29 protein-coding genes and 1 pseudogene are annotated in these 26,461 nt (G+C 66.6%); 14 read left to right on the forward strand and 16 right to left on the reverse strand.

Annotation, left to right across the window (positions count from 1 at the left end):
- Window positions 1-18: 18 nt before the first annotated feature.
- On the reverse strand, window positions 19-681 hold the full coding sequence (locus CX676_RS16875) for a DUF1236 domain-containing protein (RefSeq protein ID WP_101753588.1): 663 nt from the start codon (window positions 679-681) through the stop codon (window positions 19-21).
- Between the two features lie 185 nt (window positions 682-866).
- On the opposite strand from CX676_RS16875, the gene CX676_RS16880 reads away from it, so the two are divergent.
- The gene (locus CX676_RS16880; RefSeq protein WP_101753589.1) at window positions 867-2,339 is read left to right on the forward strand and encodes an NAD-dependent succinate-semialdehyde dehydrogenase; all 1,473 of its coding nucleotides are present in this window, start codon (window positions 867-869) and stop codon (window positions 2,337-2,339) included.
- 104 nt (window positions 2,340-2,443) lie between these two features.
- Window positions 2,444-2,698, forward strand: coding sequence for a GlsB/YeaQ/YmgE family stress response membrane protein (locus CX676_RS16885; protein ID WP_101753590.1), 255 nt, complete (start codon window positions 2,444-2,446; stop codon window positions 2,696-2,698).
- Between the two features lie 77 nt (window positions 2,699-2,775).
- Here the strand turns inward: CX676_RS16885 and CX676_RS16890 are convergent, their stop codons facing one another.
- The 3 genes from CX676_RS16890 to CX676_RS16900 all read right to left on the reverse strand — a co-directional run bounded on the left by CX676_RS16890 (window position 2,776) and on the right by CX676_RS16900 (window position 5,432).
- On the reverse strand, window positions 2,776-3,372 hold the full coding sequence (locus CX676_RS16890; RefSeq protein ID WP_101753591.1) for a DUF1190 domain-containing protein: 597 nt from the start codon (window positions 3,370-3,372) through the stop codon (window positions 2,776-2,778).
- Between the two features lie 87 nt (window positions 3,373-3,459).
- Window positions 3,460-4,677, reverse strand: a complete 1,218-nt coding sequence (locus tag CX676_RS16895; protein WP_101753592.1) for a glutathionylspermidine synthase family protein — start codon at window positions 4,675-4,677, stop codon at window positions 3,460-3,462.
- A complete protein-coding gene (locus tag CX676_RS16900; protein WP_101753593.1) occupies window positions 4,677-5,432 on the reverse strand; it encodes a DUF1013 domain-containing protein in 756 nt (251 codons plus the stop codon). Before CX676_RS16900 ends, CX676_RS16895 begins: the two co-directional genes overlap by 1 nt.
- A 219-nt stretch (window positions 5,433-5,651) precedes the next feature.
- Here CX676_RS16900 and CX676_RS16905 point away from each other — a divergent pair, with 219 nt between their 5' ends.
- Window positions 5,652-6,299, forward strand: a complete 648-nt coding sequence (locus tag CX676_RS16905; protein ID WP_101753594.1) for a ribonuclease T2 family protein — start codon at window positions 5,652-5,654, stop codon at window positions 6,297-6,299.
- Between the two features lie 15 nt (window positions 6,300-6,314).
- Window positions 6,315-7,715 (forward strand): NADP-dependent phosphogluconate dehydrogenase, encoded by a 1,401-nt coding sequence (gene gndA / locus CX676_RS16910; RefSeq protein ID WP_101754405.1) that lies wholly within the window; start codon window positions 6,315-6,317, stop codon window positions 7,713-7,715.
- Window positions 7,716-7,730: 15 nt separating this feature from the next.
- Here gndA and CX676_RS16915 read toward each other — a convergent pair whose 3' ends face one another.
- The 3 genes from CX676_RS16915 to CX676_RS16925 all read right to left on the reverse strand — a co-directional run bounded on the left by CX676_RS16915 (window position 7,731) and on the right by CX676_RS16925 (window position 10,735).
- Entirely contained in the window at window positions 7,731-8,957 is a 1,227-nt protein-coding gene (locus CX676_RS16915; protein WP_101753595.1) for an MFS transporter, read from the reverse strand.
- Between the two features lie 132 nt (window positions 8,958-9,089).
- A complete protein-coding gene (locus CX676_RS16920; RefSeq protein ID WP_101753596.1) occupies window positions 9,090-10,079 on the reverse strand; it encodes an NAD(P)H-quinone oxidoreductase in 990 nt (329 codons plus the stop codon).
- Window positions 10,079-10,735, reverse strand: coding sequence for a COQ9 family protein (locus CX676_RS16925; protein ID WP_101753597.1), 657 nt, complete (start codon window positions 10,733-10,735; stop codon window positions 10,079-10,081). The genes CX676_RS16920 and CX676_RS16925 overlap by 1 nt, the downstream gene beginning before the upstream one ends.
- Before the next feature lie 99 nt (window positions 10,736-10,834).
- Between CX676_RS16925 and rpsU the strand changes: the two genes are divergently transcribed.
- Window positions 10,835-11,041: a 30S ribosomal protein S21 gene (gene rpsU / locus CX676_RS16930; protein WP_022705914.1), complete on the forward strand. Its 207-nt coding sequence runs from the start codon at window positions 10,835-10,837 to the stop codon at window positions 11,039-11,041.
- Between the two features lie 103 nt (window positions 11,042-11,144).
- Here the strand turns inward: rpsU and CX676_RS22820 are convergent, their stop codons facing one another.
- The 8 genes and pseudogenes from CX676_RS22820 to CX676_RS16965 all read right to left on the reverse strand — a co-directional run bounded on the left by CX676_RS22820 (window position 11,145) and on the right by CX676_RS16965 (window position 18,553).
- Window positions 11,145-11,294, reverse strand: a complete 150-nt coding sequence (locus CX676_RS22820) for a hypothetical protein (RefSeq protein ID WP_198590234.1) — start codon at window positions 11,292-11,294, stop codon at window positions 11,145-11,147.
- A gap of 11 nt (window positions 11,295-11,305) precedes the next feature.
- Window positions 11,306-12,778 carry a formate dehydrogenase subunit gamma gene (locus tag CX676_RS16935; RefSeq protein WP_232816505.1) on the reverse strand — a complete coding sequence of 491 codons (1,473 nt, stop codon included), beginning with the start codon at window positions 12,776-12,778 and terminating at the stop codon, window positions 11,306-11,308.
- A gap of 177 nt (window positions 12,779-12,955) precedes the next feature.
- A pseudogene (gene fdh3B, locus CX676_RS16940) lies at window positions 12,956-13,531 on the reverse strand (formate dehydrogenase FDH3 subunit beta); the annotation flags it as partial.
- Between the two features lie 13 nt (window positions 13,532-13,544).
- Window positions 13,545-16,523 carry a formate dehydrogenase subunit alpha gene (locus CX676_RS16945; RefSeq protein WP_101753598.1) on the reverse strand — a complete coding sequence of 993 codons (2,979 nt, stop codon included), beginning with the start codon at window positions 16,521-16,523 and terminating at the stop codon, window positions 13,545-13,547.
- 51 nt (window positions 16,524-16,574) lie between these two features.
- A complete protein-coding gene (locus CX676_RS16950) occupies window positions 16,575-16,772 on the reverse strand; it encodes a twin-arginine translocation signal domain-containing protein (protein ID WP_101753599.1) in 198 nt (65 codons plus the stop codon).
- Window positions 16,773-16,794: 22 nt separating this feature from the next.
- Complete coding sequence (locus CX676_RS16955; protein ID WP_101753600.1) at window positions 16,795-17,400, reverse strand: TorD/DmsD family molecular chaperone; 606 nt, start codon at window positions 17,398-17,400, stop codon at window positions 16,795-16,797.
- Complete coding sequence (locus tag CX676_RS16960; protein WP_101753601.1) at window positions 17,397-17,999, reverse strand: DUF3306 domain-containing protein; 603 nt, start codon at window positions 17,997-17,999, stop codon at window positions 17,397-17,399. The genes CX676_RS16955 and CX676_RS16960 overlap by 4 nt, the downstream gene beginning before the upstream one ends.
- A complete protein-coding gene (locus CX676_RS16965; protein ID WP_232816506.1) occupies window positions 17,996-18,553 on the reverse strand; it encodes a DUF3305 domain-containing protein in 558 nt (185 codons plus the stop codon). Before CX676_RS16965 ends, CX676_RS16960 begins: the two co-directional genes overlap by 4 nt.
- A 181-nt stretch (window positions 18,554-18,734) precedes the next feature.
- On the opposite strand from CX676_RS16965, the gene CX676_RS16970 reads away from it, so the two are divergent.
- From CX676_RS16970 to CX676_RS16990, 5 genes are read left to right on the forward strand one after another with little or no spacing between them, the layout of a single operon-like run.
- Complete coding sequence (locus CX676_RS16970; RefSeq protein WP_101753602.1) at window positions 18,735-20,681, forward strand: 4Fe-4S binding protein; 1,947 nt, start codon at window positions 18,735-18,737, stop codon at window positions 20,679-20,681.
- Window positions 20,682-20,691: 10 nt separating this feature from the next.
- Window positions 20,692-20,883 (forward strand): DUF6494 family protein, encoded by a 192-nt coding sequence (locus tag CX676_RS16975; protein ID WP_101753603.1) that lies wholly within the window; start codon window positions 20,692-20,694, stop codon window positions 20,881-20,883.
- The gene (locus CX676_RS16980; RefSeq protein WP_101753604.1) at window positions 20,880-21,944 is read left to right on the forward strand and encodes an Mrp/NBP35 family ATP-binding protein; all 1,065 of its coding nucleotides are present in this window, start codon (window positions 20,880-20,882) and stop codon (window positions 21,942-21,944) included. The genes CX676_RS16975 and CX676_RS16980 overlap by 4 nt, the downstream gene beginning before the upstream one ends.
- Entirely contained in the window at window positions 21,941-22,612 is a 672-nt protein-coding gene (locus tag CX676_RS16985) for a biotin/lipoate--protein ligase family protein (protein WP_101753605.1), read from the forward strand. Before CX676_RS16980 ends, CX676_RS16985 begins: the two co-directional genes overlap by 4 nt.
- A gap of 1 nt (window position 22,613) precedes the next feature.
- Window positions 22,614-23,102: a DUF6505 family protein gene (locus tag CX676_RS16990; RefSeq protein WP_101753606.1), complete on the forward strand. Its 489-nt coding sequence runs from the start codon at window positions 22,614-22,616 to the stop codon at window positions 23,100-23,102.
- Between the two features lie 9 nt (window positions 23,103-23,111).
- Here CX676_RS16990 and CX676_RS16995 read toward each other — a convergent pair whose 3' ends face one another.
- Complete coding sequence (locus CX676_RS16995) at window positions 23,112-23,852, reverse strand: N-formylglutamate amidohydrolase (RefSeq protein ID WP_101753607.1); 741 nt, start codon at window positions 23,850-23,852, stop codon at window positions 23,112-23,114.
- Window positions 23,853-23,964: 112 nt separating this feature from the next.
- On the opposite strand from CX676_RS16995, the gene pyk reads away from it, so the two are divergent.
- From pyk to rplT, 4 genes are all read left to right on the forward strand, one after another.
- On the forward strand, window positions 23,965-25,410 hold the full coding sequence (pyk, locus tag CX676_RS17000) for a pyruvate kinase (RefSeq protein ID WP_101753608.1): 1,446 nt from the start codon (window positions 23,965-23,967) through the stop codon (window positions 25,408-25,410).
- Between the two features lie 35 nt (window positions 25,411-25,445).
- Window positions 25,446-25,682, forward strand: a complete 237-nt coding sequence (locus CX676_RS17005) for a hypothetical protein (protein WP_101753609.1) — start codon at window positions 25,446-25,448, stop codon at window positions 25,680-25,682.
- Window positions 25,683-25,792: 110 nt separating this feature from the next.
- The gene (gene rpmI, locus CX676_RS17010) at window positions 25,793-25,993 is read left to right on the forward strand and encodes a 50S ribosomal protein L35 (protein ID WP_101753610.1); all 201 of its coding nucleotides are present in this window, start codon (window positions 25,793-25,795) and stop codon (window positions 25,991-25,993) included.
- A 15-nt stretch (window positions 25,994-26,008) separates the two neighbouring features.
- Window positions 26,009-26,368 (forward strand): 50S ribosomal protein L20, encoded by a 360-nt coding sequence (gene rplT / locus CX676_RS17015; protein ID WP_101753611.1) that lies wholly within the window; start codon window positions 26,009-26,011, stop codon window positions 26,366-26,368.
- The last annotated feature ends 93 nt before the right edge of the window (window positions 26,369-26,461 follow it).

Genomic DNA, 26,461 nt, shown 5'->3' on the forward strand with positions numbered 1-26,461 from the left:
ATCGCCAAGAGGGATAGCTTAGCGATAGATGTAAACGATCTTGCGGTCGTCCGGGTTCACCAGAACCGTCTGACCGTTGATGTTCACATAGCGATAGTCGGCGTGATCTGGAACCTCGTAGAGAGTCACAGTCTCGGGAACACCCGCGCCGACGACAACCTCGCCATCCAGCACCACGGCTTCCTGCGGGTTCGCGACCACGTAGGTCTGAACCGCCGGGTCCGGGTCGGGCAGGCTGGCCGCAACGCCGCCCGCAGCCGCGCCGACGACCGCGCCAAGCGGGCCGGCAACCAGCGCGCCCATGGCCGCACCGGTGGCGCCGCCGACGGCCTGGTCCTGCCCGCTCGGTTCCTCGATGACCGGGGCTTCGATCACCGTCACGCCGACGGCCTGGCGGTTCGGGTAGAGCGGCTGGAATTCTTCGCCGACCTTGGCGGCCAGATAGTCGCCATAGGCCCAGCCCGTCTTTTCGCCATGGGTGACCTCGCACCAGTTGGCGCTTTCGATGCAGCCCTTGACGGTGACTTCCTCGCCGCCGGGAATCACGCCCGAGACCGGGTGCTGGACGCCGGGGCCCGAACGCATGTTCAGGTCGGTGCCGGCGGTGGCCATGGTCTGGGCAAAGGCCGCGCCCGACAGGGTCAGGGCGGCAAGGGTGGTGGCGGTAAACAGCTTACGCATGGATAACTCCTGTACTGACTGTGGACCCGACTGCTCTCGGATCGTCGGGGCACCAACGGGCAGGCATTCCGGGGCGTTCCGGCACGACCGGTCACGAAACCGTGCCCCGCCGTGACCGCGATGCGCGCTTTGACAAGCTGCCCGCCGAGGATCATGGTGTCGCCGACGCATGAAAGGGCATCCCGATGAACAAGCACCTGACTGATCTGAAGACGCAGCTGAAGGAACCCTCGCTTCTGGAAACCCGCGCCTATCTGGCCGGCGAATGGGTCGATGCGAAGGACGGCAAAACCTTCCCGGTGACCAACCCGGCCCGGGGCGACGTGATCGCCGAGGTGGCCGATCTGTCCCGCGCCGAGGTTGCCCGCGCCATCGAGGCCGCCCATGCCGCGATGAAGGACTGGGCCGCCCGTCCGGCGAAAGAGCGCGCCAATATCCTGCGCAAATGGTTCGACCTGATGATCGCCAACCAGGACGATCTGGGCCGCATCCTGACCGCCGAACAGGGCAAGCCGCTGGCCGAGGCCAAGGGCGAGATCGCCTATGGCGCCAGCTTCATCGAATGGTTCGGCGAAGAGGCGAAGCGCATCTATGGCGAGACCATCCCCGGCCACATGGCCGACAAGCGCCTGACGGTGATCCGCCAGCCCATCGGGGTCGCCTGCTCGATCACGCCGTGGAATTTCCCGAATGCCATGATCACCCGCAAATGCGGCCCGGCCTTGGCGGCGGGCTGCGGCTTCGTCGCTCGGCCGGCGGCGGAAACGCCGCTCTCGGCGCTGGCGCTGGCGGTGCTGGGCGAGCGTGCCGGGCTGCCCAAGGGCATCTTCAGCGTGGTGACCTCCAGCCGCTCGTCCGAGGTCGGCAAGGAATTCTGCGAGAACCCGCTGGTGCGCAAGCTAACCTTCACCGGCTCGACCGAGGTGGGCCGCATCCTGCTGCGTCAGGCCGCCGACCAGGTGCTGAAATGCTCGATGGAACTGGGCGGCAACGCGCCCTTCATCGTCTTTGACGACGCCGATCTGGATGCCGCGGTCGAGGGCGCGATGGCGTCAAAATTCCGCAACAACGGCCAGACCTGCGTCTGCGCCAACCGCATCTATGTGCAGGCCGGGGTCTATGACGCCTTTGCCGCGAAGCTGGCGGCGGCGGTCGACAAGCTGCGCGTCGGCGATGGCATGGCCGAGGGCGTGACGACCGGCCCACTGATCAACGAGGATGCCGTCGAGAAGATCGAGGAGCATATCCAGGACGTGCTGGATGGCGGTGGCAAGGTCGTGACCGGTGGCAAGCGCAAGGAGGGGCTGTTCTTCGAACCGACCGTGGTGACCGGTGTGACCGACGCGATGAAGGTGTCGACCGAGGAGACCTTTGGGCCGCTGGCGCCGCTTTTCCGCTTCGAGACCGAAGAGGAGGCGGTCGAGAAGGCCAATAACACCATCTTCGGTCTGGCCTCGTATTTCTATGCCCGCGACATTGGCCGCATCACCCGGGTTCAGGAGGCGCTGGAATACGGCATCGTCGGCGTGAACACCGGCATCATCTCGACCGAGGTCGCGCCCTTCGGCGGGGTCAAGCAGTCGGGCCTCGGCCGCGAGGGCAGCCGGCACGGGATCGAGGATTACCTGGAACTGAAGTACATCTGCCTGTCGATCTGAGGAAATTCGCGCAGAGCGGGAACGCAAGCCCGGCTCTGCGCATTCCATTCACATGCGGGCGGCCCGGCGGGCGGCCTCGGGCAATATTTCTGGAAGGACGACTTATGGAAGGTTTCGGCTGGATTCTCTCGATCATCCTCGGCGCCATTGCCGGCTGGATCGCGGAAAAGATCATGGGCGGCGATCACGGGCTGCTGACCAACATCATCCTGGGCATCATCGGTGCGCTCTTGGGCAACTGGCTCTTCCGCGCGCTGTTCGACGCGACCGCCGGGGGAGCCATTGGTCAGGTGATCGTGGCGGTGATCGGCGCCTGCATCCTGATCTGGGCCGGCCGCATGGTGCGCGGCCGCGGCTGACGGATCATCCCGGACACGGAAAAGCCCGCCGCGAGCGATCGCGGCGGGCTTTTTCATTTTGGTCTGCGTGTTGTTCGTCAGCCGCCCACGCGCGCGCCGCCCGAGCGGCTGGTGGCCGTCTGGCCGAACCCACCGCGCTGCGCGACCTGGGCGCGGCTCATCGGCGGCTGGCCCATGGTGGTGGGGGCCTTGGTGAAGGCGCCGGCCTGCATCTTGCCGGTGCCGTTGTTGGTGGCCAGACGGGTATCGCCCGACGGCGTGGCAAAGCCGCCATTGGCGGTGCGCGACAGGGGCTGGCTCATCACCCCGCGGCTGCCCCCCAGCGCCGAGCCCAAGAGATAGCCCATCATCAGCGGCATGAAGATCGAGCCCATCCCGCCGCCCGATTGCTGCGCCGCCGGATCGCCGCCGCAATTGCCGACGCCATGCTGCTCCTCGCAGACCTCGAGACTGTCATAGCGCGGCGCGGTCTCCAGGTGGTTCGCCTGCGCCTCGGCGAAGGCGGTCTTGCAGTCCTCGGCGGTGAAGAACAGGCTGCCCTGATCGGCGGCGGCGACACAGGACGCCTCGTCCGGGAAGGCGCTGGCATCGGTCTCCTGCGACTTGCAGCCGGCAAGGCCAAAGGCCGCGGCGCCAAGAATGGCCAGCGAGACATGGGCTGAGCGTTTGCGCATGATGAACCCTCCTGCTTTTAGATCATATAGGGGCGTGGGCGGCGAAATGTCACCCGACAACACGGTGAAGCGACATGTTGCCCGCCCTCACCCCCGGATAAAATGTGGCTTGAAGCGTGACAGGTCCTGCGTGATGCGGGCGCGGTCCTCGCGGACGCCCATGCCGACGCAGGTTTCGCCGACGATCCAGGCGCCGATGATGGGGCGGAAGCCGTCGAAGATCGGCAGCGCTTGATAGGCCTGCACGATCATCGGCTGGTCGTCATAGCTGCGATCGGGCGCGGCTTCGGTTTCGCGGCCGCCTTCGACGATGCGGACCGAGGCGCCCTCGCGCGAGAAGATCGGCTTGATGACATGGCCCTGCGCCATGCGCGTGGCCGCGGCGTCAAAGCCCGCTGCCTTGGCCGCGCCGCGACCGGCCAGTGCATCGGCCACGTCGTCGAGGAAGAAGGCCGGCAGCAGGTTCGGGTGATCCGGCGCGATTTGCCACATCACCGGCAGGATCGCCTTGTTCGAGACCAGCGCCTTCCACGCCGGCTCGATCATCCGCAGGCCCGAGGTCCGCAGATGCGCCGAGAACTCGTCGCGCAGCAGGTCTTCCCACGGATAGAGCTTGAAGAGAGTGCCGATTACCCGGTCCTCGCCATCGGCGAACTGGCCCTCGGTGGTCAGGCCGATGGATTCGAGGTCAGTGTAATGCGCCCCGAGCCCCGCCTCGCGCGCGGCCCAGGCCATGGCCTCGACCGTGGCGTAATCCTCGGGCAGGTCCTTCATCGCGGCGAAATGGATATCGGTGTCGGGCGGGGCCATCTCGCGCCAGCGCTCGACCAGCGCCTCGTGGATGCCGTTGAACTGGTCATCACCCGACCGCAGCACGCCGGCCGCGATCTGCTGTTCCAGCCACAGCCACTGGAAGGACGCGCTTTCGTAAAGCGAGGTCGGCGTGTCTGCGTTGTATTCCAGCAGCACCGCCGGACCCTGCCCGTCATAGGCCAAATCCATCCGGCCATAAAGCTCGGGCTCGCCCGCGCGCCAGCTGTCGGCGACGAGATCCCAATGGGCGCGGGGAATCCCCATGCGCTCCATCAGGCTTTCATCGCTAAGAACCCGGTCCACCGCCTCGCGTGCCAGCGCGTGAAGCTCGGTCGCGGGATCCTCGATCCGGTCCTCGATCTCGCTCAACGTGAACTCATAGGCCGAGGATTCGTCCCAATAGGGCTCACCATGCATGTCGGCAAAGGTGAACCCCAGGTCTTCGGCTTCGGCGCGCCAGTCCGGGCGCTCGGGCAGGACGCGCTTTTCCATCAGCGACGGCCGTTATCGTCCTCGTCGTCATCCTCGTCGGAATCGGGCAGGTTGAAGAAGCTGTCGGCGTCCAACTCGCGCTTGGGTTCCTCGTCCTCGTCCTTGGTGAGGGTGAAGTTCTCGAGGCCGGCAATCGCGGTCGGCAGGCGCGGTTCTTCGCCCATGGCCAGCGAGGTCTCGGTCGAGACCAGCTTGCGGCGCTCGTCATCCGACATCACGCCACCCTCGGCTGCCTTCTTCTTCGCGGCCTTCTGCACGGCGCTGTCCAGCTCGGTCTGCTTGGCGAGGCCAAGGGCCACCGGGTCGATCGGCTGAATATTGGCGATGTTCCAATGGGTCCGCTCGCGGATCGCCTGGATCGTCGGCTTGGTGGTGCCCACGAGCTTGGCGATCTGGGCATCGGCCAGTTCCGGGTGGAACTTGACCAGCCAGAGGATCGCGGCCGGGCGGTCCTGACGCTTGGACAGCGGAGTATAGCGCGGGCCGCGACGCTTTTCCTCGCCATCGGCGGCAGGGTTGTGCTTCAGCTTGAGGCGATAGGACGGGCTGGCCTCGCCCTTCTTGATCTCTTCGGGGTCAAGCTGGCTCGAGGCGACCGGGTCGAAACCCTTGACGCCCGCAGCCACGTCGCCATCGGCGATGCCCTGAACCTCGAGCTCGTGCATCCCGCAGAAATCGCCGATCTGCTTGAAGGTCAGCGTCGTGTTGTCGACCAGCCAAACGGCAGTGGCCCTGGCCATCAGCGGCTTGTTCATCGCGTTCTCCTTTGCATCTCATGCCCCCGAACATGGCTGGACTGGCCGGGAAAACGGCTTTTTGGCGGGTGCCATTCCATTTTCGGGGGGAATTGCCGGACTATATAGGCAATCGGGGCGGCAGAGAAAAGTGGATTCTGCGCGGCATCTTCAGCAGATGCTGGCCTTCGCTGCCGGGCTTTGCCATGGTGCCGGTAACAAGAGGGTGGCAGGGGCAGCATGCGGGGAATTCTGAAGGGCGTGATTCTGGCGGGGACGATTCTGTCAGGAGGCGCGGCAGTGGCGCGCGAGCCGGTGGCGGGCGAGTTCGATTACTACGTGTTGTCGCTCAGCTGGTCGTCGAGCTGGTGCAGCGCCACAGGTGATTCCCGCGACGCCGAGCAGTGCGAACCGGGACAGGGGATCGATTTCGTCGTCCACGGTCTCTGGCCGCAATACGAGAATGGCTGGCCGCAGGATTGCCGCACCCGGGAACGCGATCCCTCGCGCCGGGAAAGCCAGGCGATGGAGGACGTGATGGGCTCGGGCGGCCTTGCCTGGTATCAGTGGCAGAAGCATGGCCGCTGTTCGGGCCTGTCGGCGCGGGGCTATTACCAGGCGATCCGCGACGCGGCGGAGCTGACCGAGATCCCGGCGGTCTTCGATGACCTGACCCGCGATGTCCGGGTGCCGCCCGCCGTCATCGAAGAGGCCTTCATCGAGACCAATCCCGATCTGACCCGCGACGGCATCACCGTCACCTGTCAGGGCGAGGATCTGCAGGAGGTCCGCATCTGCCTGACCCGCGATCTGGAGCCGCGCGCCTGCGCTCCGGATGCGCGGCGCGATTGCAGCCGGAAATCCGTGTTGATGGAAAAGGTTCGCTAGGAAAGGACTATGGCGATGGGTAATTGCGATATCGGGCTGATCGGCCTTGGCACCATGGGCAGCGCGCTGGCGCTGAACATCGCCGAAAAGGGCTTTGACATTGCCGTCTTCAACCGCACGACCAGCGTCACCCGCGATTTCGCAGCCGAAGCCGGTCCGCTGGCCGACCGGATCACCCCGGCCGAATCGCTGCAGGCGCTGGTCGAGGCGCTGAAGACCCCGCGGATGATCCTGCTGATGGTGCCGGCGGGAAAGGTCGTCGACGACCAGATTGCCGCGCTGCTGCCGCTGCTCGGTCCCGACGACCTGATCATCGATGCGGGCAACGCCAACTTCAACGACACCAACCGCCGCATGGCTGAATTGCCCGGCCGCTTCCTCGGCATCGGCGTCTCGGGCGGCGAAGAGGGCGCGCGCCACGGTCCCTCGATCATGGGCGGCGGGCCGCGCGCGAACTGGGATCGCGCGGCACCGATCCTGACCGCCATCGCCGCGCGCTACAAGGATCAGCCCTGTGCCGACTGGATGGGCGAGGACGGCGCCGGCCATTTCGTCAAGACCGTGCATAACGGCATCGAATATGCCGACATGCAGCTGATCGCCGAGGTCTATGGCATCATGCGCGACGGGCTGGGCATGGATGCCGCTGCCGTGGCCGAGGTGTTCCGGGGCTGGAACGAGGGCCCGCTGCAATCCTATCTGGTCGAGATCACCGCCGAGGTTGCCGCCGCCAGCGACGCCGCGACCGGCGGACCGGTGCTCGACGTGATCGTCGATGCGGCGGGGCAGAAGGGCACCGGCCGCTGGACCGCCATCGAGGCACAGCATCTGGGCGCACCGATCCCGGTCATCGACGCCGCCGTGACTGCGCGCAACATCTCGGCCCTGCGCGCCCGCCGGGCCGAGATGCAGGCGATCTTTGGTGCCGGCCCGCAGCCGATCACCACGGATGCGCCGGAGATGGCGGTGCTGGAACAGGCGCTGATCTGCGGCAAGATCCTTTGCTACGATCAGGGTTTCGGCATGATCGCCGCCGCCAGCAAGCAATTCGGCTGGTCGCTGAACGGCGCGGCCATCGCCCGGGTCTGGCGCGCGGGCTGCATCATCCGCTCGGCCATGCTGGATGACATGGCCTCGGCGCTGGAGGCCGCACCCGATGCGCCGCTGATGGCCGCGCCCACCTTTGCCGATCACCTGAAGCGCACCGAGGGCGCGCTGCGCCGCGTCGTGGCACTGGCCGCGCTGCACGGGATCGCGGTGCCGGCGCATTCGGCGGCTCTGGCCTATTTCGACGCCATGCGCACGGCGCGCGGTACGGCGAACATGCTGCAGGGCCAGAGGGATTATTTCGGCCGCCACGGGTTCGAGCGGCTGGATGACGGGACGAAGGACCAGCACGGCCCTTGGGCGGGGTAGGACGGGGCTGTAGTTTCAGGCCGCGCTGCGCATCCGCGCCATGCCGCTGCGCGGGTGCATCCGCCCGGCCAGCGCGGCCATCGAGGCCATGCCAAGCGCGGTTGCCAGGAACACCAGTGGGATCGACTCGGTCAGGGTCAGGATGAGGAAGGCGATGCCCGGCGTCACGATCCCCGACACGTCGCGGAACGAGGTGTAGACGGCGCTCATCTCGGTCCGCTCGGCGGGGCGCACGGCGGTGAGAAAGGGCAACGAGCCATAGGCGTCGAGGCTGACGAGGAAGAACGAGGCGGCCAGAATCCCCGCCACTGCCGCCAAGGGCCACCACGCGCCAAGGGCCGCCAGCGCAAAACACAGCGAGGCCGAGGCGAAGGAGATCGTCACCGCCCGGCGCAGCGTCACCCTCCGCTGCCATTTCAGCATCTGCGGCGCGAGGAACAGCATCAGCGACGAGAGCGCAAAGGCCAACCCGCCGATGCGGTCGCCCAGACCCGCCTCGACGCAGAAGATCGGTAGATAGACGACAAACACCCACCAGCCCGAGGAGCGGACCACCGCGAACAGCCACCCTGCCACCAGCCGCGGCTGTTGCAGGAAGCGGCCCAGATAGGCCAGCGGGTTGGTATGCGGCCTGCGGGCGCGGGCGATGGCCTTGCCATTGCCCATGCGAAGCCGCCAGAACTGGGTCAGCATCAGCAGCGTCGCAAAGCCCGCGATGACGAAGGGCGCGGGTCGCCAATATTGCCACAGCACCACCGTCACCGCCGGGCCGATGGCCCAGGGCAGGGCGGAATAGAACAGCCGCAGCGTCTCGGACCGGCCCAGATCGACGCGCGAGATGTAATCCATCAGATAGGCGTTGATGCAGATCTGGTTGGTGACGACGCCGAACCCCATGGCCAGCAGCGCCAGCGGCGTCAGCCATGATCCGCCCGCAATCGCCAGTGCCATCGCCAGAAGATAGAAGCCTGCCGCCAGCGTATACATCCAGCGCCTCGGCATGATCCGGCCCAATGTGGGCACCGCAAGGCCCCAGATCAGCGAGGCGATGCCGACGAGGAAATAGGCCCAGCTGACCGCTTCCTTGCTGCCGAGCTGGCTGTACATCTCGAGCGGCCAGATCGCCACCAGCGTGCCGCGCACGCAGGATTCGAGGCCGCCCAGCAGGGCGAAATCGCGAAAGCCGGGGGCGGGGCGGTGCAGGACAGGCTGAACCAGTGTGGAATTGGCGCGGTCGGGCATGGTGTGGATTTATCGAGCCTTTGCGGCCCTGTCCCACAGGCTTGCGACCGTGCCATGTCGCATTTGCGCATCGTGCAAGATTTTGACCGGCGCTTCCGAATGGCGGCGCCGGTCGCGGTCAGGAAACGACGGTCAGTCCCCCGCCACCTTCATCACGATCTTGCCGATATGCTGGCTGCTCTCCATGCGCTTATGCGCCTCGGTCGCCTGCTCATAGGGAAACTCGCTGTCGATCATCACCTTGACCTTGCCGCTTTCGACCAGCGGCCAGACATGGTCGCGCAGCTGATCGGCGATGCGGGCCTTGGCGATGTCGGTCTGCGGGCGCAGGGTCGCGCCGGTCACGGTCAACCGGCGGGTCATGATCGGGGCAAAGTTCAGCTCGACCTTGGGGCTTTCGAGGAAGGCGATCTGCACCAGCCGCCCGTCATCGGCCAGCGCCTTGATGTTGCGCGGGATATAGCTGCCGCCGACCATATCGATGATCAGGTTCGCCCCGCCCTCGGCCTCCAAGGCGGCCACGAAATCTGCCTCACGATAGTTGATCGCGGTCGCGCCCAGCCTTTCGATCTCGGCGCATTTCTCGGCCGAGCCGGCGGTGGCAAAGACCCGCGCGCCAAGTGCCACGGCGATCTGGATGGCCATGACCCCGATGCCCGAGGTGCCGCCATGGATCAGGAAACGCTCGCCCGCCTGCAGCCCGCCGCGCATGACCATGGTGGACCAGACGGTATAGGCGGTCTCGGGCAGGCAGGCGGCCTCGCGCATCGACAGGCCCTTGGGAATGGCCAGCGCGTGATCGGCATTGCAGGTGACATATTCGGCATAGCCGCCGCCTGGCAGCAGCGCCGTCACCTTGTCGCCCTTCTTCCAGCGGATGACGCCCGCGCCCAGGCCCACGACCTCGCCCGAGGCTTCCAGCCCCGGCAGGTCCGAGGCGCCGGCGGGCGGGCGATAGCTGCCCTTGCGCTGCAGCACGTCGGGGCGGTTCACCCCGGCCCATTCGACCTTGATGAGGATCTGGTCATGGCCCGGCACTGGCACGGCGCGGCGGCGGGGTTGCAACACATCGGCCTCGCCGGGGGCGGTGATTTCGATGGCGGTCATGTCGTCGGGGATCATCAGTGTTCCTTTGTCTTTCCGGGCAAGTCGCGGGGGCCGGGGGCGCGCATCCAGCCGGTGGCCAGATCGGTCAGGGCCGCGAGCCCCGGCACCTTGCGCGCCTGCGCCTTGAACTTCTCGAAGCCCATGACGTTCTCGATGCGGCGATCGATGAAGGCGCGGGTCTCGGCCTTGCCCTCCGACTCGTCGCCCAGCCAATAGAGCACGGTCGAGCCCCAGACCGCCGACAGGGTGGCGCGCTTGGTGTACCAGTTCACGTCGCGCGAGGTATCGCCAAGGCCGTTCCAGATCGTGTCGGCGGTTTCCCAGACCAGCCTTGCACCAAGCGCCGCGTGCTGGGGCAGGGACAGGACGGTCGCGCCGGCCCGCACCAGTTCGGGCTGCACCAGTTCCAGCCGGTGCCAGATCGCCTGCGCCACCCGTTCGGCATAGCGGCCCTCGGGCGGGGTCTTCTCCATCCAGTCGCGCAACAGGGCATCGCCGCGCCGGTGATAGGCCGCAGCAAGGCTGGCGCCCCCCTCGGGGAAATGCACCCGCACCATGTCGCGGCTGATGCCCAGTTCCTCGGCCGCCGCCATCAGCGCCTTGTCGTTCATCCCGTCAAAGGGCACATGGGCCAATGCTGCGTTCAGCAGCCTGTCGCGTTCGTCTGTCATCCTGTCCTCAACCCCGGCTGGACAAAAGCGATTCCCGCTGGTAAGGGGACGCTTCCTGCAATCATTGCAACTCTAACCTAGGAAGGTGGTGACAACCACATGCAGGTCAACGTTCGCGACAATAACGTCGAACAGGCGCTTCGTGCTCTGAAGAAAAAGCTTCAGCGCGAGGGTGTATTCCGCGAGATGAAGCTTCGGCAACATTTCGAGAAGCCGTCGGTCAAGAAAGCCCGTGAAAAGGCCGAGGCCGTCCGCCGCGCCCGCAAGCTGGCTCGTAAAAAAGCTCAGCGCGAAGGCGCCCTCTAAGGGCCCTCGACAAGGCGCCGTAAGACGCGCGGACCGGAAAGGTTCAGAAAACCCCCGCGGCCCATGGTCGCGGGGGTTTTTCGTTTGCCGGGAAGATGGGCCGTCACCGGCTGACCGGTTCACCCTCCAGCCGCACCGCCCCGCCGCCGGCCTGCCAGGCCTCGGCGGTGCTGTGGCCGACGCTGTTCAGCGCCACGGCGGCCACCACCCCGATCACCGCGATGGCCAGAAAGGCCGTGTACATCGCCTTCATCTCGCGTCCTCCTAGCTGTGCCGCGTCGTGGCCTGCCCCTGCGGGGGCGGGATATGTTCATGCGCGCTGCGGCCGGTGACTTCCTCGTACCAGAGGTCATGGTGTTCGCGCGCCCATTGCACCTCGACATCGCCCGAGCCCATCGCGTCGAACGCGCCCTGCATCCCGATCGTGCCGATGTAGATGTGGCAGAAGATGATCGCGATATAGACGAAGGCGACGATGGCGTGCCAGGTCTGGGCCAGCTGCATCTCGTGCTGCGGCGCCATGGTCTCGGGCAGGCTGGTGCCGAGGATGCCGTTGATGAAGCCGAAGGTGTGGCTGAACAGGTGGAAGTCGAAGGGGAACATCAGCGACAGTCCCGAGACCGAGATCGATGCGCCCAGAATGATCACCGACCAGAAGATCATCTTCTGCCCGGCATTGAACTTCCACGCATGGACATGGGTGCCCTTGCTGAAAAGCCCGCCGCCCTTCGCCAGCCAGCGCAGGTCGGTCATGTTCGGGATGTTCTGCGCCACCCACATGACGAAGATCATCACCAGACCCAGCATGAAGGCCCAGGACACGTTATTGTGGACCCATTTGCTGGCGATGGCGATGGGCGAATAGACTTGGTGCCCGAAAAGTGGGATCAGCGCCACCCGCCCGAACAAGACCAGAAGGCCGGTGATTGCCAGCAGGATGAAGCTGCCTGCCGTCAGCCAATGGCCAAAGCGCTCGATGAAAGCGAAACGCTCGATCAGCCGGCCCGTCGCATGGCCCTCGATGCGGATGCGGCCACGGATCAGGAAGAATAGCGCCAGCGCCGCCAGCGTCCCGAGCAGCAGCCAGCCGCCCCATTGCAGCATGGCCCCATGGCGGAAGGTCAGCCAGGGCATCCCGGCATCCTGGATCAGCGTCGCCGTCGCCGGGCCGCGAACCTGGGTGTCGATGGCGGCACGGCCTTCGCGGATTGCGGACCAGATCTCGGCATCGTTATGCGCCCCGCCGATGGACAGGGGACCGACCGTTGCCTCTGGATTGGCGGCCGAGGGCGCGAGCGCGGGATCGGCCGCCTGTGTAACCGGGGGCGTCGGTTGCGCATCACCGCGCATCAACTGGCCCAGCAGTTGCAACCCGGATTCCTGCGCCGGCGGCTCGTGCGACATGACATCGGCAAAGCTGTCGGCGACCATGCCGGCATCGGCCGGATCGTCGATCCGCACCGAGGAGGACCCGGTATCAGCCGAGGGGCCGGCCATCCGCGTGACCTGCCATTCGTCGCGGGGCAGGGGCGCCGGGGCCGGGATGATCTCGCGCGGGGGATCCAGGCGGACGGTCGACGAGGGTGGCTCGATCGGTTCCATCAGCGTCGGGTCCTGCACGTCGCGGCCGAAATCACCCTCGTTGACCTGAACCTGCTGCGCGGCGGCGGGCAGGGCCAGCAGGGCGGCAAGCCCGGCAGCGGCAGCGATCCGTAGAACGGCGGCGGGAGGTGTCATGATGGCCCCTCCCTATTCGCCCTTGCTGGGCTGTTCCAGCACGCGCGGCGGCAGGCTGGCCGGGTCGACCTTCGACATCGAGCCGACGCCTGCCGGGTTGAGCACCGGCGAGCCGGTGTTGCGCGCCGGGCTGTCGGTGCGCGGCGAAGTGGGCAATGCAGCCAGATCGTTGTCGCCATAGGCCTGCTGCCAGCCCCAGGCGCCGGTGCCGAAGCCCCGGGCGATCACCCGCTCGCGGTAGATGTCGCTGACCTGATCGGCGTCACCGGCCAGCAGTGCCTTGGTCGAGCACATCTCGGCGCAGATCGGCAGCTTGCCCTCGGCAATGCGGTTGCGGCCGTATTTCTGGAACTCGGCCTCGGAATTGTCGGGCTCGGGGCCGCCGGCGCAGAAGGTGCATTTGTCCATCTTGCCGCGGCTGCCGAAATTCGTGGCCTTCGGGTATTGCGGCGCGCCGAAGGGGCAGGCGTAGAAGCAATAGCCGCAGCCGATGCACAGGTCCTTGCTGTGCAGCACGATCCCGTCGGGGGTCTGGTAGAAGCAATCGACCGGGCAGACCGCCATGCAGGGCGCATCCGAGCAATGCATGCAGGCGACCGAGATCGACCGCTCGCCCGGCTTGCCGTCATTGACGGTCACCACCCGGCGGCGGTTGATGCCCCAGGGGATCTCGTGCTCGTTCTTGCAGGCCGTCACGCAGGCATTGCATTCGATGCAGCGTTCGGCGTCACACAGAAATTTCGCTCGTGCCATTTCCGTTTCCTCCCTACGCAGCCGTGATCTTGCAGAGCGTGGCCTTGGTTTCCTGCATCTGGGTCACCGAGTCATAGCCATAGGTCTGCGCGGTATTGGTGGATTCCCCCAGAACGATCGGGTCGGCGCCCTCGGGATACTTGGATCGGAGGTCGGCGCCCTCGTAGAAGCCGCCGAAATGGAAGGGCATGAAGGCCACGCCCGCGCCCACCCGCTCGGTCACCATCGCCTTCACCCGGACCTTGCCCCCTTCGGGGCCTTCGACCCAGACCTGCTGGCCGTCATGGATGCCGCGATCGCCCGCGTCCTTCGGGTTGATCTCGATGAACATCTCTTGCTGCAACTCGGCCAGCCAGGGGTTCGAGCGCGTCTCGTCGCCGCCGCCCTCGTATTCGACCAAGCGGCCCGAGGTCAGGATGATGGGGAAGTCGGTCGAGAAATCCTTGCTCTGGATCGAGGCATAGAGCGTCGGCAGGCGATAGAAGAAGCGGTCCGAATAGGTCGGGTAATCGGCCACCAGATCGCGCCGGCTGGTATAGAGCGGTTCGCGATGCAGCGGGATCGGGTCGGGGAAGGTCCAGACATTGCAGCGCGCCTTGGCATTGCCGAAGGGGGCGCATTCATGCAGGATCGCCACCCGCTGGATGCCGCCCGACAGGTCGGTCTTCCAGTTGATCGCGCTGGCCCGCGCATCGTAATCCGACGGCACCGACATGCCTTCGGCCTCGCCGACCTCTTCCCAATTGCCCTGCATCGATTCGATGCCGGCGACCTTGCCGATCATGAAGCGTTCGTATTCGGTCAGGTCGGTGTGCCAGCCCAGTTGCACCAGCATTTCATAGGTGAATTCGGGATAGCCGTCCTGGATCTCGGAATCCTTGGAATAGACCCCCTCGGCCAGCAGGTTCTCGCCATCGCGCTCGACCCCGAAGCGGGCGCGGAAGGTCAGTCCGCCCTGGCTGACCGGGATCGACATGTCGTAAAGGTTCGCCGTGCCCGGATGCTTCATCTCGGGCGTGCCCCAGCAGGGCCAGGGCATGCCGTAGAACTCGCCATCGCAAGGTCCGCCCGAAGCGCGCAGGGTGGTGCGGTCGAACGTGTGCTGGTTCTGCATGTGCAGCCGCATCCGCTCGGGCGACTGTCCGGTATAGCCGATGGTCCACATGCCGCGATTGAACTCGCGGGTGATGTCCTCGACCACCGGCTCGTCGCCCTCGACCGCGATATTGCGCAACAGCCGGTCGGTGAAGCCGAACTTGTCGGCGAAAAGCTTCATGATCGTGTGGTCTGGCTTGCTCTCGAACATCGGCGCCATGATCTGCTCGCGCCATTGCAGCGAGCGGTTCGAGGCGGTGACCGAGCCACGGGTCTCGAACTGGGTCGAGGCCGGCAGCAGATAGACGCCATCAGTTCGGTCCGAGAGGACGGCGGCAATGGTCGGATGCGGGTCGACCACGACCAGCAGCTCCAGCTTCTCCATCGCCGTCTTCATCTCGGTCATGCGGGTCTGGCTGTTCGGCGCATGGCCCCAGAAAACCATGGCCTTCACGTCATCGGGCTGACCCATGTTCGCCGGGTCTTCCAGCACGCCGTCGATCCAGCGGCTGACCGGGATGCCGTTCTCGTTCATCAGGGGCTTGTCCTTGCCCTCGGCATCCTTGACCACGGCAAAGCGCGATTTCAGCCAGGCCAGATCCTCGCCCCAGACCCGGCACCAATGCGCCCAGGCCCCGTCGGTCAGCCCGTAATAGCCGGGCGTGTCATGGGACAGCACGCCCACATCGGTCGCGCCCTGCACGTTGTCATGGCCGCGGAAGATATTGGTGCCACCGCCCGAGATGCCCATGTTCCCCAGCGCCAGCTGCAGGATGCAATAGGCGCGGGTGTTGTTGTTGCCGGTGGTGTGCTGGGTGCCGCCCATGCACCAGATCAGCGTGCCGGGCCGGTTCTCGGCCATCAGCCGGGCGACGCGCTCGACCTGCTCGCCGGGAACGCCGGTCACGCGTTCGCATTCCGCCGGGTGCCAGCGGGCAACCTCCTCGCGCACCTGGTCCATGCCCCAGACGCGGGTGCGGATGAACTCGGCATCCTCCCAGCCATTCTCGAAGACATGCCAGAGGATGCCCCAGACCAGCGCCACGTCACTGCCGGGCCGCATGCGGACATATTCGTCGGCATGGGCGGCGGTGCGGGTAAAGCGCGGGTCGCAGACGATCAGCGGCGCATTGTTTTCTTCCTTGCCCTTCAGCACGTGTTGCAGGCTGACGGGATGCGCTTCGGCCGGGTTGCCGCCGATGATCAGGATCGATTTCGACTTGTGGATGTCGTTGTAGCTGTTGGTCATCGCGCCATAGCCCCAGGTGTTGGCAACACCCGCGACCGTGGTGGAATGGCAGATCCGCGCCTGGTGATCGACATTGTTCGTGCCCCAATAGGCGGCGAACTTGCGGAACAGATAGGCCTGTTCGTTGCTGTGCTTGGCGCTGCCCAGCCAATAGACGCTGTCCGGCCCGTTGGTCTCGCGGATCGACAGCATCTGGTCGCCGACCTCGTTGATGGCGTCCTCCCAGCTGATCCGCTGCCATTCCCCGCCGACCAGCTTCATCGGGTATTTCAGCCGCCGCTCTCCATGGGCGTGCTCGCGCACCGAGGCGCCCTTGGCACAATGCGCCCCCAGGTTGAACGGGCTGTCAAAGGCCGGTTCCTGCCCGATCCAGACCCCGTCCTGCACCTCGGCCAGAACCGTGCAGCCGACCGAGCAATGGGTGCAGACCGACTTGATGGTCTGGATCTCGCCCCCGGCCGCCGCTGCTTCCTGCGCCGTGGCCGGTCGCACCGTCCCGGCCATGCCGCCAAGCGCCGCGATGCCGCCCACCGCAAGACCCGAGCGTTTCAGGAAGCTCCGCCGGTCCAGGGGTGTCTCGCCCAGGGCGGTGACGAAGGCGGGGGCATCGCTGCGGCGCGGGGCGCCATTGGTCTTGCGTTTCAGCATGGGTCTTGTCCTTGGCTGTGCCGGGGCATCCGGCAGGGCTGAGATGGGCGGTCAGAAGCGGGCGAGTTGGTAATAGGTCCGGGTATGGGCGGTGTCCTGCATGCAGGCATCACCGCGATCCGAGCGTTTGACCTCGGGCGCGGCCTCGGCCTCGCCGGGCGCGATGGCGGCCACGGCGACCGCTGCCGGGGCGGCAGTGCCCGCCAGTTTCAGAAAGGCGCGGCGGGTGGAGGGTTTTGGCTGGCTCATGGCTGGCTCCTTTCCGGTGAACCTATCCGCCGAGGCGGAAGGCCTCTTTCTCGATCTCGATGAACAGGCGGCCGATCTGGCCGATGGGCGCATAAAGCACCGATCCCTTCGCCGCCTCCAGGTCGCTGAAGAACGGTCCGGCCCAGGGGGCGATGTGGCGGCTGAAGAAATCGCGCTGGCTCTGCAGCCCGGCGGGCACGCCGAATCGGCCTTCGATCAGCCCGGCCATCATCTCCATCAGGCTGGCGATATTGTCCTCGGGCTCGAACACGTCATCTGCGCGGTGAATGCCCAGAACCGCCATGTCCCGGCGCAAGAGCGCCAGCGGCTTCTCGTTCAGGAAGCCGGTCAGGTAGACGCTGGCAAAGGGCAGAAGCTCGCCCCGGCCAAGACCGATGAAAAGCGCGTTGAACTCGCGCTCGGCGGCGCGGGGCGTGCTGTGGGCGGCGACCCGTGCCAAGGCATCGATGGCTCGACCCATCGGGCTGTCATCGCCCTGAAGGGCTGCGGCCGCGGCTAGCCGCTCGGCCGAGGGCGGACGGGCAAGGAAGCCTGCGAGGAAATCATAGAAATCCGCCCGCATCTTCTCGTCGGGGTCGATGGTTGCGGCGGTGTTGTGCGAGGTCATGCCGGGGCCTCCGCGAACTGGAACTGCATGTGGCGCGGGGCGGGGCGAGGCTCGGCGGCCTCGGCCACCGGCACGGCTTCAGCTACCACTTCGATCGGGGTCGAGGGCGGCAATACGCTGACCCGTGCCGAGGTCGGTCGCCGCACCGGGTCGGGCAGCGGTGCCGGATCGCCGGTCTCGGCCCCGGCGATCAGCGCGTCAACGCCGTCGAGCGCGCGTTCGACCATGCCGCGACCGACGCGATAGACGGTCTGCATCGCCGGCTTGACCGTCGCCGCATCGGAAAAATCCTCGTCGTGATCCAGAAGGCCGTCGAGATTGGCAAGAACCGGGTTCGACTTCCACAATTGCCGCAGCGCCCGGCGGCGCAGGACCTCGGGCACCTCGCGACGCAGGAAGGCGGCGAAATCATCCCCGGCCTTCAGCCCGTCCGGGTCAGGCAGACCCAGTTCCGCCAGCAGTTCCGGTTCGCTCAGGCCCGCCTGAGCCTCTACCCGCGCGGCGTCTTCCGCCGCCTCGACAGCCATCTGCGCCTCGGCCTCGATCTGTCGATCCTCGGCCAGCACCTGCGTCCGTCGACGTGTCCAGAAATCGCTCATGGTGCGGTCCCGCCCCGCGGCGCGCGATAGACATCGGCCATCTGCCGGATGCGGGCATCGCCCTTGCCGTCCTCGGTCAGATCGACCCGCAACCGGTCACGGCGGCGCTTGATGAAGGTTTCCTCGACGTGATGGGTCTCGACGAAAGCCTGCAGCCAGCCGATCATCGCGTCGGGCATGGGCACGATTTCCAGCATCGCCTCGCCCGCATCGCCGTAGTCCTGCGCCTCGTAGGCCGAGACGGTGACATGGCTCGCGCGCCACGGCATCGGCGCGTTGTGGCGGGTGTCGGGCTGCATCACCACGGTAACACCGGGGCGATGGCCGGCCAGCGTCGTCAGATAGGCTTCGGTATCAGTGGACCAGACTTCCAAGGTCAGGGTGGCGGCGTGATATTCGATCACCTCGCCCTCGCGCCTCAGTTCCCGCCACTCGGCGGGACCGGCGCCGGGAATGACCGCGACGATCTTCCACGCCCATTTCGCCCAACGGGTCACTCCGGGGCTGCGGCGGACGACGATTCCCACCGGCATATGGTCGCGTATGGCAGCCATATTCGGCTTTTTTCTCCCTTGGCGAGAAATCCTGCTTGCGGTCTCTCTTGTAGAAAGGTTTTCAGATACCGCCCCGAATTGCAACGTTTTTGGGCCGCTCGTCCCGATCAATTGATCCATTCGGTCTTGTTGTGCCGTGCGCTTCCTGCCTAAGTAATGCGGCCATGAGCATCGCGACCCAATGACCAGAATTCTCGTCTGCGACTGTCTTCACAGCCAGAATCTTGACCCCGAGCGCCTGCAAGCGGCCCTCGGGCAGCCGGTTTCGCGCCCCTATACCGAACTCTGTCTGCGTCAAGGTGACGCTGCCGCCACGGCCATGGCCGAGGGTGACGTTCTGATCGCCTGCGGGCAGGAGGCGCGGCGGTTCGCCGCCATCGCCGAGGGGCTGGGGGTCGCGCCACCGCTTTGCGTCGATATCCGCGACCGCGCCGGCTGGACCGATGATGCCGACGCCACGCCCAAGCAGGCCGCGCTGTTGGCCGAGGCGCTGTTGCCGCAGCCCGAGACGCCAACCCGCGACGTGGTCTCCGCCGGCACCTGTCTGGTGATCGGTGATGCCGAGGTGGCCCTGCCCGCCGCGCGCGAGTTGGCGGGCGAGATGGCGGTTACGGTGCTGCTGCCCCGACCCGAACTGGACGAGCCGCCGGTCGAGGGCGATCTGCGCATCATTGCCGGGCGGCTGACGCGCGCCATCGGCACGCTGGGGCGGTTTCACCTGCAGCTCGACGCGCTGCAATTGCTGCAGCCGGGTGGTCGCGGCGCGGCGGGTTTCACCGCGCCACGCGACGGGGCGCAGTCGGACTGCGACGTCATCCTCGACCTTTCCGGCGGCACGCCGCTGTTCCCGGCGCCGGGGAAGCGCGACGGGTATCTGCGCGCTGATCCGGGCAGCCCGGTGGCTGTGGCCGAGGCGGTGGCCAAGGCGGCGCGGCATGTCGGCACCTTCGAGAAGCCCCTGCACATCCGGCTGGAGCAGGGCCTCTGCGCCCATTCCCGCGCCGGTCAGCCGGCCTGCAACCGCTGCCTCGACATCTGCCCGACCGGCGCGCTGACGCCAGCGGGCGAGACGGTGGCAGTCGATCCGCTGGTCTGCGCCGGCTGCGGCGGCTGCGCCTCGGTCTGTCCCTCCGGCGCGATCAGCTTCGAGGACCCGCCCCGCGATCACCTGCTGCGCCGCATCCGCGTGCTGGCCGACACCTACACCCGCGCCGGCGGCACCGCGCCGCGCCTGCTGGTCCATGACGCGCACGGGGCCGAGATGATCCGCCTTGCCGCCCGTTTCGGCCGCGGCCTGCCCGCCAATGTGATCCCGCTTCTGGTCGAGGCGCTGCCCTCGTTCGGCCATGCCGAGATGCTGGCGGCGCTGGTATCGGGCTTTGGTCAGGTCACGATCCTGCCCGGCCCCCGGACCGAGCGCGAGGTCCTGGACGGGCAGATCGAGCTGGCGCGTCTGATGGGCGCCGAGGGTCGGCTGGACCTGATCGAGCCGGCCGAGCCCGACGCGCTGTCCGACGCCCTTTACGGTCATCTCGCGCCCGAGCCGGTTGCGGTCGCCCTGCCCATGGGTTCGCGCCGTCAGGTCGCCCGTCTTGCGGCCAAGGCGCTTGGGGTGACCGAGCCGGTCGCCCTGCCGAAGGGCGCGCCCTATGGTGCGGTGCTGGTCGATAACGAGGCCTGCACGCTCTGCCTCTCCTGCGTCTCGCTGTGCCCGTCCGGCGCGCTGATGGACAATCCCGACAAGCCGCAACTGCGTTTTCAGGAGGATGCCTGCCTGCAATGCGGCCTCTGCGCCAATCTCTGCCCCGAGGATGCCATCCGGCTTGAGCCGCGTTTTGATCCCTCGGATGCGGCGCTCTCCTCGGTCATCCTGCACGAGGAGGAGCCCTTTGCCTGCATCGAATGCGGCAAGCCCTTCGGCGTGGCCTCGACCGTGCGCCGGGTGGTCGAAAAGCTGGAGGGTCGGCACCCGATGTTTGCCGGCAGCGCGCAGACACGGCTGATCGAGATGTGCGAGGATTGCCGGATCCAGGCGCAGTTCAACCGCGATGATCCGATGGCCTTCGGCGGCCCGCGCCAGCCCCGGACCACCGAGGATTACCAGAAGAAACCCAATGGAAAGCACTAGGAGGCCCGCCATGGATGACCCCTTCAACATGTCGATGCGCAAATATCTGAAACAGGTCGGCGTGACCTCGCAGCAGGCCATCGAAGAGGCCGTGAGAACCAGCGGCAAGTCCGGCCCCTACAAGGTGCGGATGGTGCTGACCATCGACGGGCTGGACCTCAAGCATGTGGTGACCGGCGAGATCGCGGGGCCCTCTGCGTGAGCCTGACCCGCGAGGCCGTCCTGGCGGCCCTGAAGGCCGTGACCGACCCGCTATCGGGGCAGGACATGGTGGCGGCCGGTCTGGTCCGGGCGCTGACCATCGAGGGCGGCACCGTCCGCTTCGTTATCGAGATCGATCCCCGCACCGCGCCGCAGATGCAGGCGGTGCAGGCCGAGGCCGAGGATCGCTTGCGCGACCTGCCAGGCGTGGAAAAAGTTTCCATCGTCCTGACCGCGCATAGCGACAAGGCCCCGCCCGACCTGAAGCCGCGCCCCAAGGCGGCACCGCAGGGACCCGAGCCGATCCCGGGGGTCAAGCACCTCATCGCGGTCGCCTCGGGCAAGGGCGGCGTCGGCAAGTCTACGGTCGCGGCAAACCTCGCCACCGCGCTGGCCGCCGAGGGCCGCAAGGTCGGGCTTCTGGATGCCGATGTCTATGGCCCGTCGCAGCCGCGGATGCTGGGGGTCTCGGGCCGGCCCGCCAGCCCCGATGGCAAGACGATCCTGCCGCTGCGCAATCACGGTGTCACGCTGATGAGTCTCGGCCTGCTGACCAACGAGGACGAAGCGGTGGTCTGGCGCGGGCCGATGCTGATGGGCGCGCTACAGCAGATGCTTTTCCAGGTGCAATGGGGGGCGCTCGACGTGCTGATCGTCGATCTGCCGCCCGGCACCGGCGATGTGCAGATGACGCTGGCGCAGAAGGCGCGGGTGGACGGGGCGGTGATCGTTTCGACCCCGCAGGACATCGCGCTGATCGATGCGCGCAAGGGCATCGACATGTTCCGCAAGCTGAACGTGCCGATCCTCGGGTTGATCGAGAACATGTCGGTGCATGTCTGCTCGACCTGCGGCGCGCGCGAGCACATCTTCGGTGATGGCGGCGTCAAGGCCGAGGCGGCGAAGATGGGCGTGCCGCTGCTGGCCGAGATACCCCTGCACCTGTCGATCCGCACTGCCGGTGATGGCGGTGCGCCGGTCGTCGTCAGCGCCGCAGACAGTCCGCAGGCGCAGGCCTTCCGAGACCTCGCCCGCACCCTGATCTCCGCAGGCCAGGCATGACCCCGGACCTGCCGCCGCTGCTGTCGGGTCTCCTTTGCGTCGATGACCCGTTCGATGTGGCACGGCAGGCGGCGCGGGATGGCGTGGATGGCGGGCTTCTGCCGTGGCGTCCGCTGCCCGATGCGGTGCAGGGCGCCATCGTGCTGGCCCCGGACATTCCCCTGTCGCGCGCCATGGCCGTTCTGCCGGCGGTGATGGTGGGGATGCAGAACGCGCTGGGCAGCATCGGGCCAAGCGAGGTCACGATCCTGCTGGGCTGGGACGGGAGCTTCTGGGTCAATGGCGCGCGCTGCGGCGGGTTTCGCGTCGCGGCCTCGGGGCGCGATCCCGCGACGGCGCCGGATTGGCTGGTCGTCGGCTGGTCGCTGCCGCTGATGATGCCGGAAGGGCAGGAGGCCGGGGCGACCCCCGGCGTGACCGCGCTTTACGACGAGGGGGTGACGCTGGCCCCGATGGATATCGTCAGCGCCTGGGGGCGACACAGCATGTTCTGGCTGGGGGATCTCGACAGCCAACAGGGGCGCGGGGCATTGGCGCGGGAATGGCAGGGTCTCTGCAAGGGTCTTGGCGAGGACGGGTTCATCGGCGTCGACGAGGATTTCGGCCGGCTGGACCGCCGGGGCGACCAGACAGTGCTGACGCCCCTGACCACGCTCTTGGAGGACTGACATGCTGCTCGCCCGTGCCGTACATTTCGACGAAAGCGACAGCCGCATCTTTCACCGCCCCGCAGTCACCGGCGAATGGGCGATCTCGGGCGGGTTCGAGTTTTCCAACTGGACCGAGGCCGATCTGACCGGCAAGGCGCGGCAGGCCTTTGCCAATGGCTGGCTGGGACTGGAAAGCTTTGGCCGCGTCACCTTCGTCGCCGTGGCCCGGATCGAGCCTTCGGAATACGAGACGCTGACCGCCGCACTGGCCGCGCATTTCGTCAGCCATTACGGCGCCCCCTCGATCGAAGCCGCATGGCCCGTGGCCGCCGAAGAGATGCGCCAGATGGCCGATCTCTGTGCCGATCACGCCCCGAATACCGTGCTGACCGTCGCCCGACGGCTGACCGAGGCCGGCGTGGCCGAGGACTATCGCTATATCGAATCGCAGGATGCCGACCTGGCTGCCTTTGCGATCCACGGGGATACGGGTGGCAGCGAGGACTGACCGCCCGCCTCAGACGCCCGAATCCGCCAGCACCCTCTCGATCACCGGGGCCAGGCGGTCCGCCCATTTCTGCTGGCCCGCCGCATCGGCGATCAGGTCGTTGCGAAGCTCGATCAGCAGGTTCGGGCGGTTATGGCGCAGGGCGTGCTCATCGATGGAATCGCCGTCCAGATGGCCGTTGTAGGGCTGGTTGTTGCCGGTGACCCAGCCCTCGGCCCGGCAGGCTTCGATCATCGGCAGGGCAAGGCGTTCATCCTTCCAGGAATAGAGGATGCCGACCTCCCAGGGCCGCAGCGAGCGGCCGCGGAGTTGCGGGGTAAAGCTGTGGATTGCGCAGATGGCGCGGGCGGGATGGTGGGCGGCCAGCGCCGCATAGGCGCGGTGATAGGGGCGGTAAAGCCGGTCCAGCCGTGTCTCGCGCTCGGCCGCATCGGCATGGCGGTTGGCCGGGATGATGGTGCCGTCATAAAGCCGCATCAGCAGCGTCGGGTCATCCTCGCCCCGGTTCGGGTCGATCACCAGGCGCGAGAAGTCAGACAGAATAGCGGGTGCGTCGATCCGCTCGGCCAAAGCCAGCGTCAGCCCCGCCGCGCCCACGTCGAAGGCGATATGTCGGGCCATATCCTCGGGCGCGATCCCCAGATCGCCGCCATTCACCCAGTCCGGCACGCGATTCGTCGCGTGATCGCAGGTCAGAAGCCAGCGCGAAGGCCGGTTTTCGCCGATTATCGTGAAAGCGTCATCATTCATTGTGTCAACTCTGCCCCAATCCCCGGTTTATGCGACCCGGCGGGCAAGTGCCAGTTGCCGCAGGGGGCGGCTTGGGGCATAGATAGCGCAAACATGACGGAGGCAAATTCAGATGAGACGGCACCGCAAGGTCAAGATCGTGGCCACCCTTGGCCCGGCCTCCAGCGACGAGGCAATGATCCGCAAGCTGTTCGAGGCTGGGGCCGACGTGTTCCGCCTGAACATGAGCCATGGCAGCCATGACGACCACCGCGCCCGTCATGCCACCATCCGCAAGATCGAGGCCGACACCGGCCGCCCCATCGCCATTCTCGCCGATCTGCAGGGACCGAAGCTGCGCGTGGGCCAGTTCGAGAGCGGTCCGGTGGATCTGGCCAATGGCCAGCATTTCCGCTTTGACCTGAACGATGCCAAGGGTGACGCGAGCCGGGTGCAGCTGCCGCATCCCGAGATTTTCGCGGCGCTGCAGAAGGGCTCGGAACTCCTGGTCAATGACGGCAAGATCCGCCTGCGCGTCGAAGATCACGGCAAGGATTTCGCGGATTGCATCGTCACCGCGGGCGGCGAGATTTCGGACCGCAAGGGCGTGAACGTCCCCGACGTGGTGTTGCCGCTGGCGGCCCTGTCGCAGAAGGACAAGGCCGATCTGGAATTCGCCTGCGCCATGGGCGTCGATTGGCTGGCGCTGTCCTTCGTGCAGCGCGCCGAGGATGTCGAGGAAGCCAAGAAGCTGGCCCGTGGCCGCGCTGCCGTGCTGTCGAAGATCGAGAAACCTGCCGCCGTGCGCGCCTTTGACAGCATCCTTGCCGTCTCGGACGGGGTAATGGTGGCGCGGGGCGATCTGGGCGTGGAACTGCCGATGCATGCCGTGCCGCCGATCCAGAAGCGACTGGTGCGCGCCTGCCGCGCCGCCGCCAAGCCGGTGATCGTGGCGACCCAGATGCTGGAATCGATGATCGAGAACCCGATCCCGACCCGCGCCGAGGTCAGCGACGTGGCAACCGCCATCTATGAAGGCACCGATGCGGTCATGCTCTCGGCCGAAAGCGCCGCCGGCGATTTCCCGGTCGAGGCCGTCACCACCATGGACAGCGTCGCTCGCTCGGTCGAAAGCGATCCGAACTATCGCGAGATGATCGAGGCCACGCGCAGTGCCAAGCGTCATTCGGTCGCCGACGGCATCGTCACCGCCGCGCGCGAGATCGCCGAGACCACCGATATCGCCGCCATCTGCGCCTTCACCCAGTCGGGCACCACCGTCAGCCTGGTCGCGCGCGAGCGTCCGCGCGTGCCGATCCTTGCGATGACCCCGGTCGAGACGGTGCTGCGCCGGCTGTGCCTGACCTGGGGCACGCATTGCGTCATGACGCCGCGGCTCAACCGCTTCAAGGAGGCGGTGGTGCAATCGGCGCAGGCGGCGCGGGATGCGGGCTTTGCCGATGAAACGCAGCAGATTGTGGTCATGGCCGGTGTGCCCTTCAATGTGCCCGGAACCACCAACATCCTGCGCATCGCGCCCTGTGATGAGCGCTTGATCTACAGCACCGATCCGGAATAACCCACGGCGGAACAATCCTAACTGGGCCTGATCTCATGTCCGATCTTCTGCTTCTGGGTGGTGTCGTCCTCTGCGCGCTGTCCGTCATCCTTGCCGTGATCCAGCTGATCCGCATGGAGCCGCCGCGTGTTGCGGCGATCCTGCTGTGCCTGGGCATCGCGGTGATGTTCGCCGGCGCGCATCTGGCACCCGGCCCCTTCCAGCTGGGTGATTTCGCTGGCGCATGGGACCGGCTTCAGGGTGGGGAGCCCGCCGCAGTTCCGGCCCAATAGGGCTTGCCTTCCTTCCCGCGCGCCTCTATAGGGCGCGCTTCCTACCCGTGCGGCCGGCCGATATGGCATTGCCGAGTCGCGCGTTCACTCTGACCCTAGAGGAGACGAAAATGCCGAAGATGAAGACCAAATCGGCCGCCAAGAAGCGGTTCTCGTTCACGGCCTCGGGCAAGGTCAAGTCGGCTCAGGCCGGCAAGCGCCACGGCATGATCAAGCGCACCGTCAAGTTCATTCGCGACGCGCGCGGCACCACCGTCCTGTCGGACGCGGATGCCAAGATCGTCAAGAAATACATGCCCTATAACCGCTGATCGGAGGACTGACAGATGGCACGAGTTAAATCCGGCAAGGTTACCCACGCCCGCCACAAGAAGGTCCTTGACGCTGCCAAGGGCTATTACGGCAACCGCTCGCGGAACTTCCGCACGGCGACCCAGGCGGTCGACAAGGCGAACCAGTATGCCACCCGCGACCGCAAGAACCGCAAGCGCAACTTCCGCGCCCTGTGGATCCAGCGCATCAACGCCGCCGTCCGCGCGGTCGATGCCGAAATGACCTATTCGCGCTTCATCAACCTGCTGTCGAAAGCCGGCATCGAGGTTGACCGCAAGGTTCTGGCCGACCTGGCCGTGCACGAACCCGAAGCCTTTGGCGCGATCGTGGAAAAGGCGAAAGCCGCGGCCTGATCCCCGCCTGGCAGAGCCCATCCGAAGGCCCGTTCCGCAAGGACGGGCCTTTTTGCTTGGACCTGTTGGTCGGGCAGGGGGAGCCGTGCGGAA

Source organism: Paracoccus zhejiangensis, assembly GCF_002847445.1.
GTDB lineage: Bacteria > Pseudomonadota > Alphaproteobacteria > Rhodobacterales > Rhodobacteraceae > Paracoccus > Paracoccus zhejiangensis.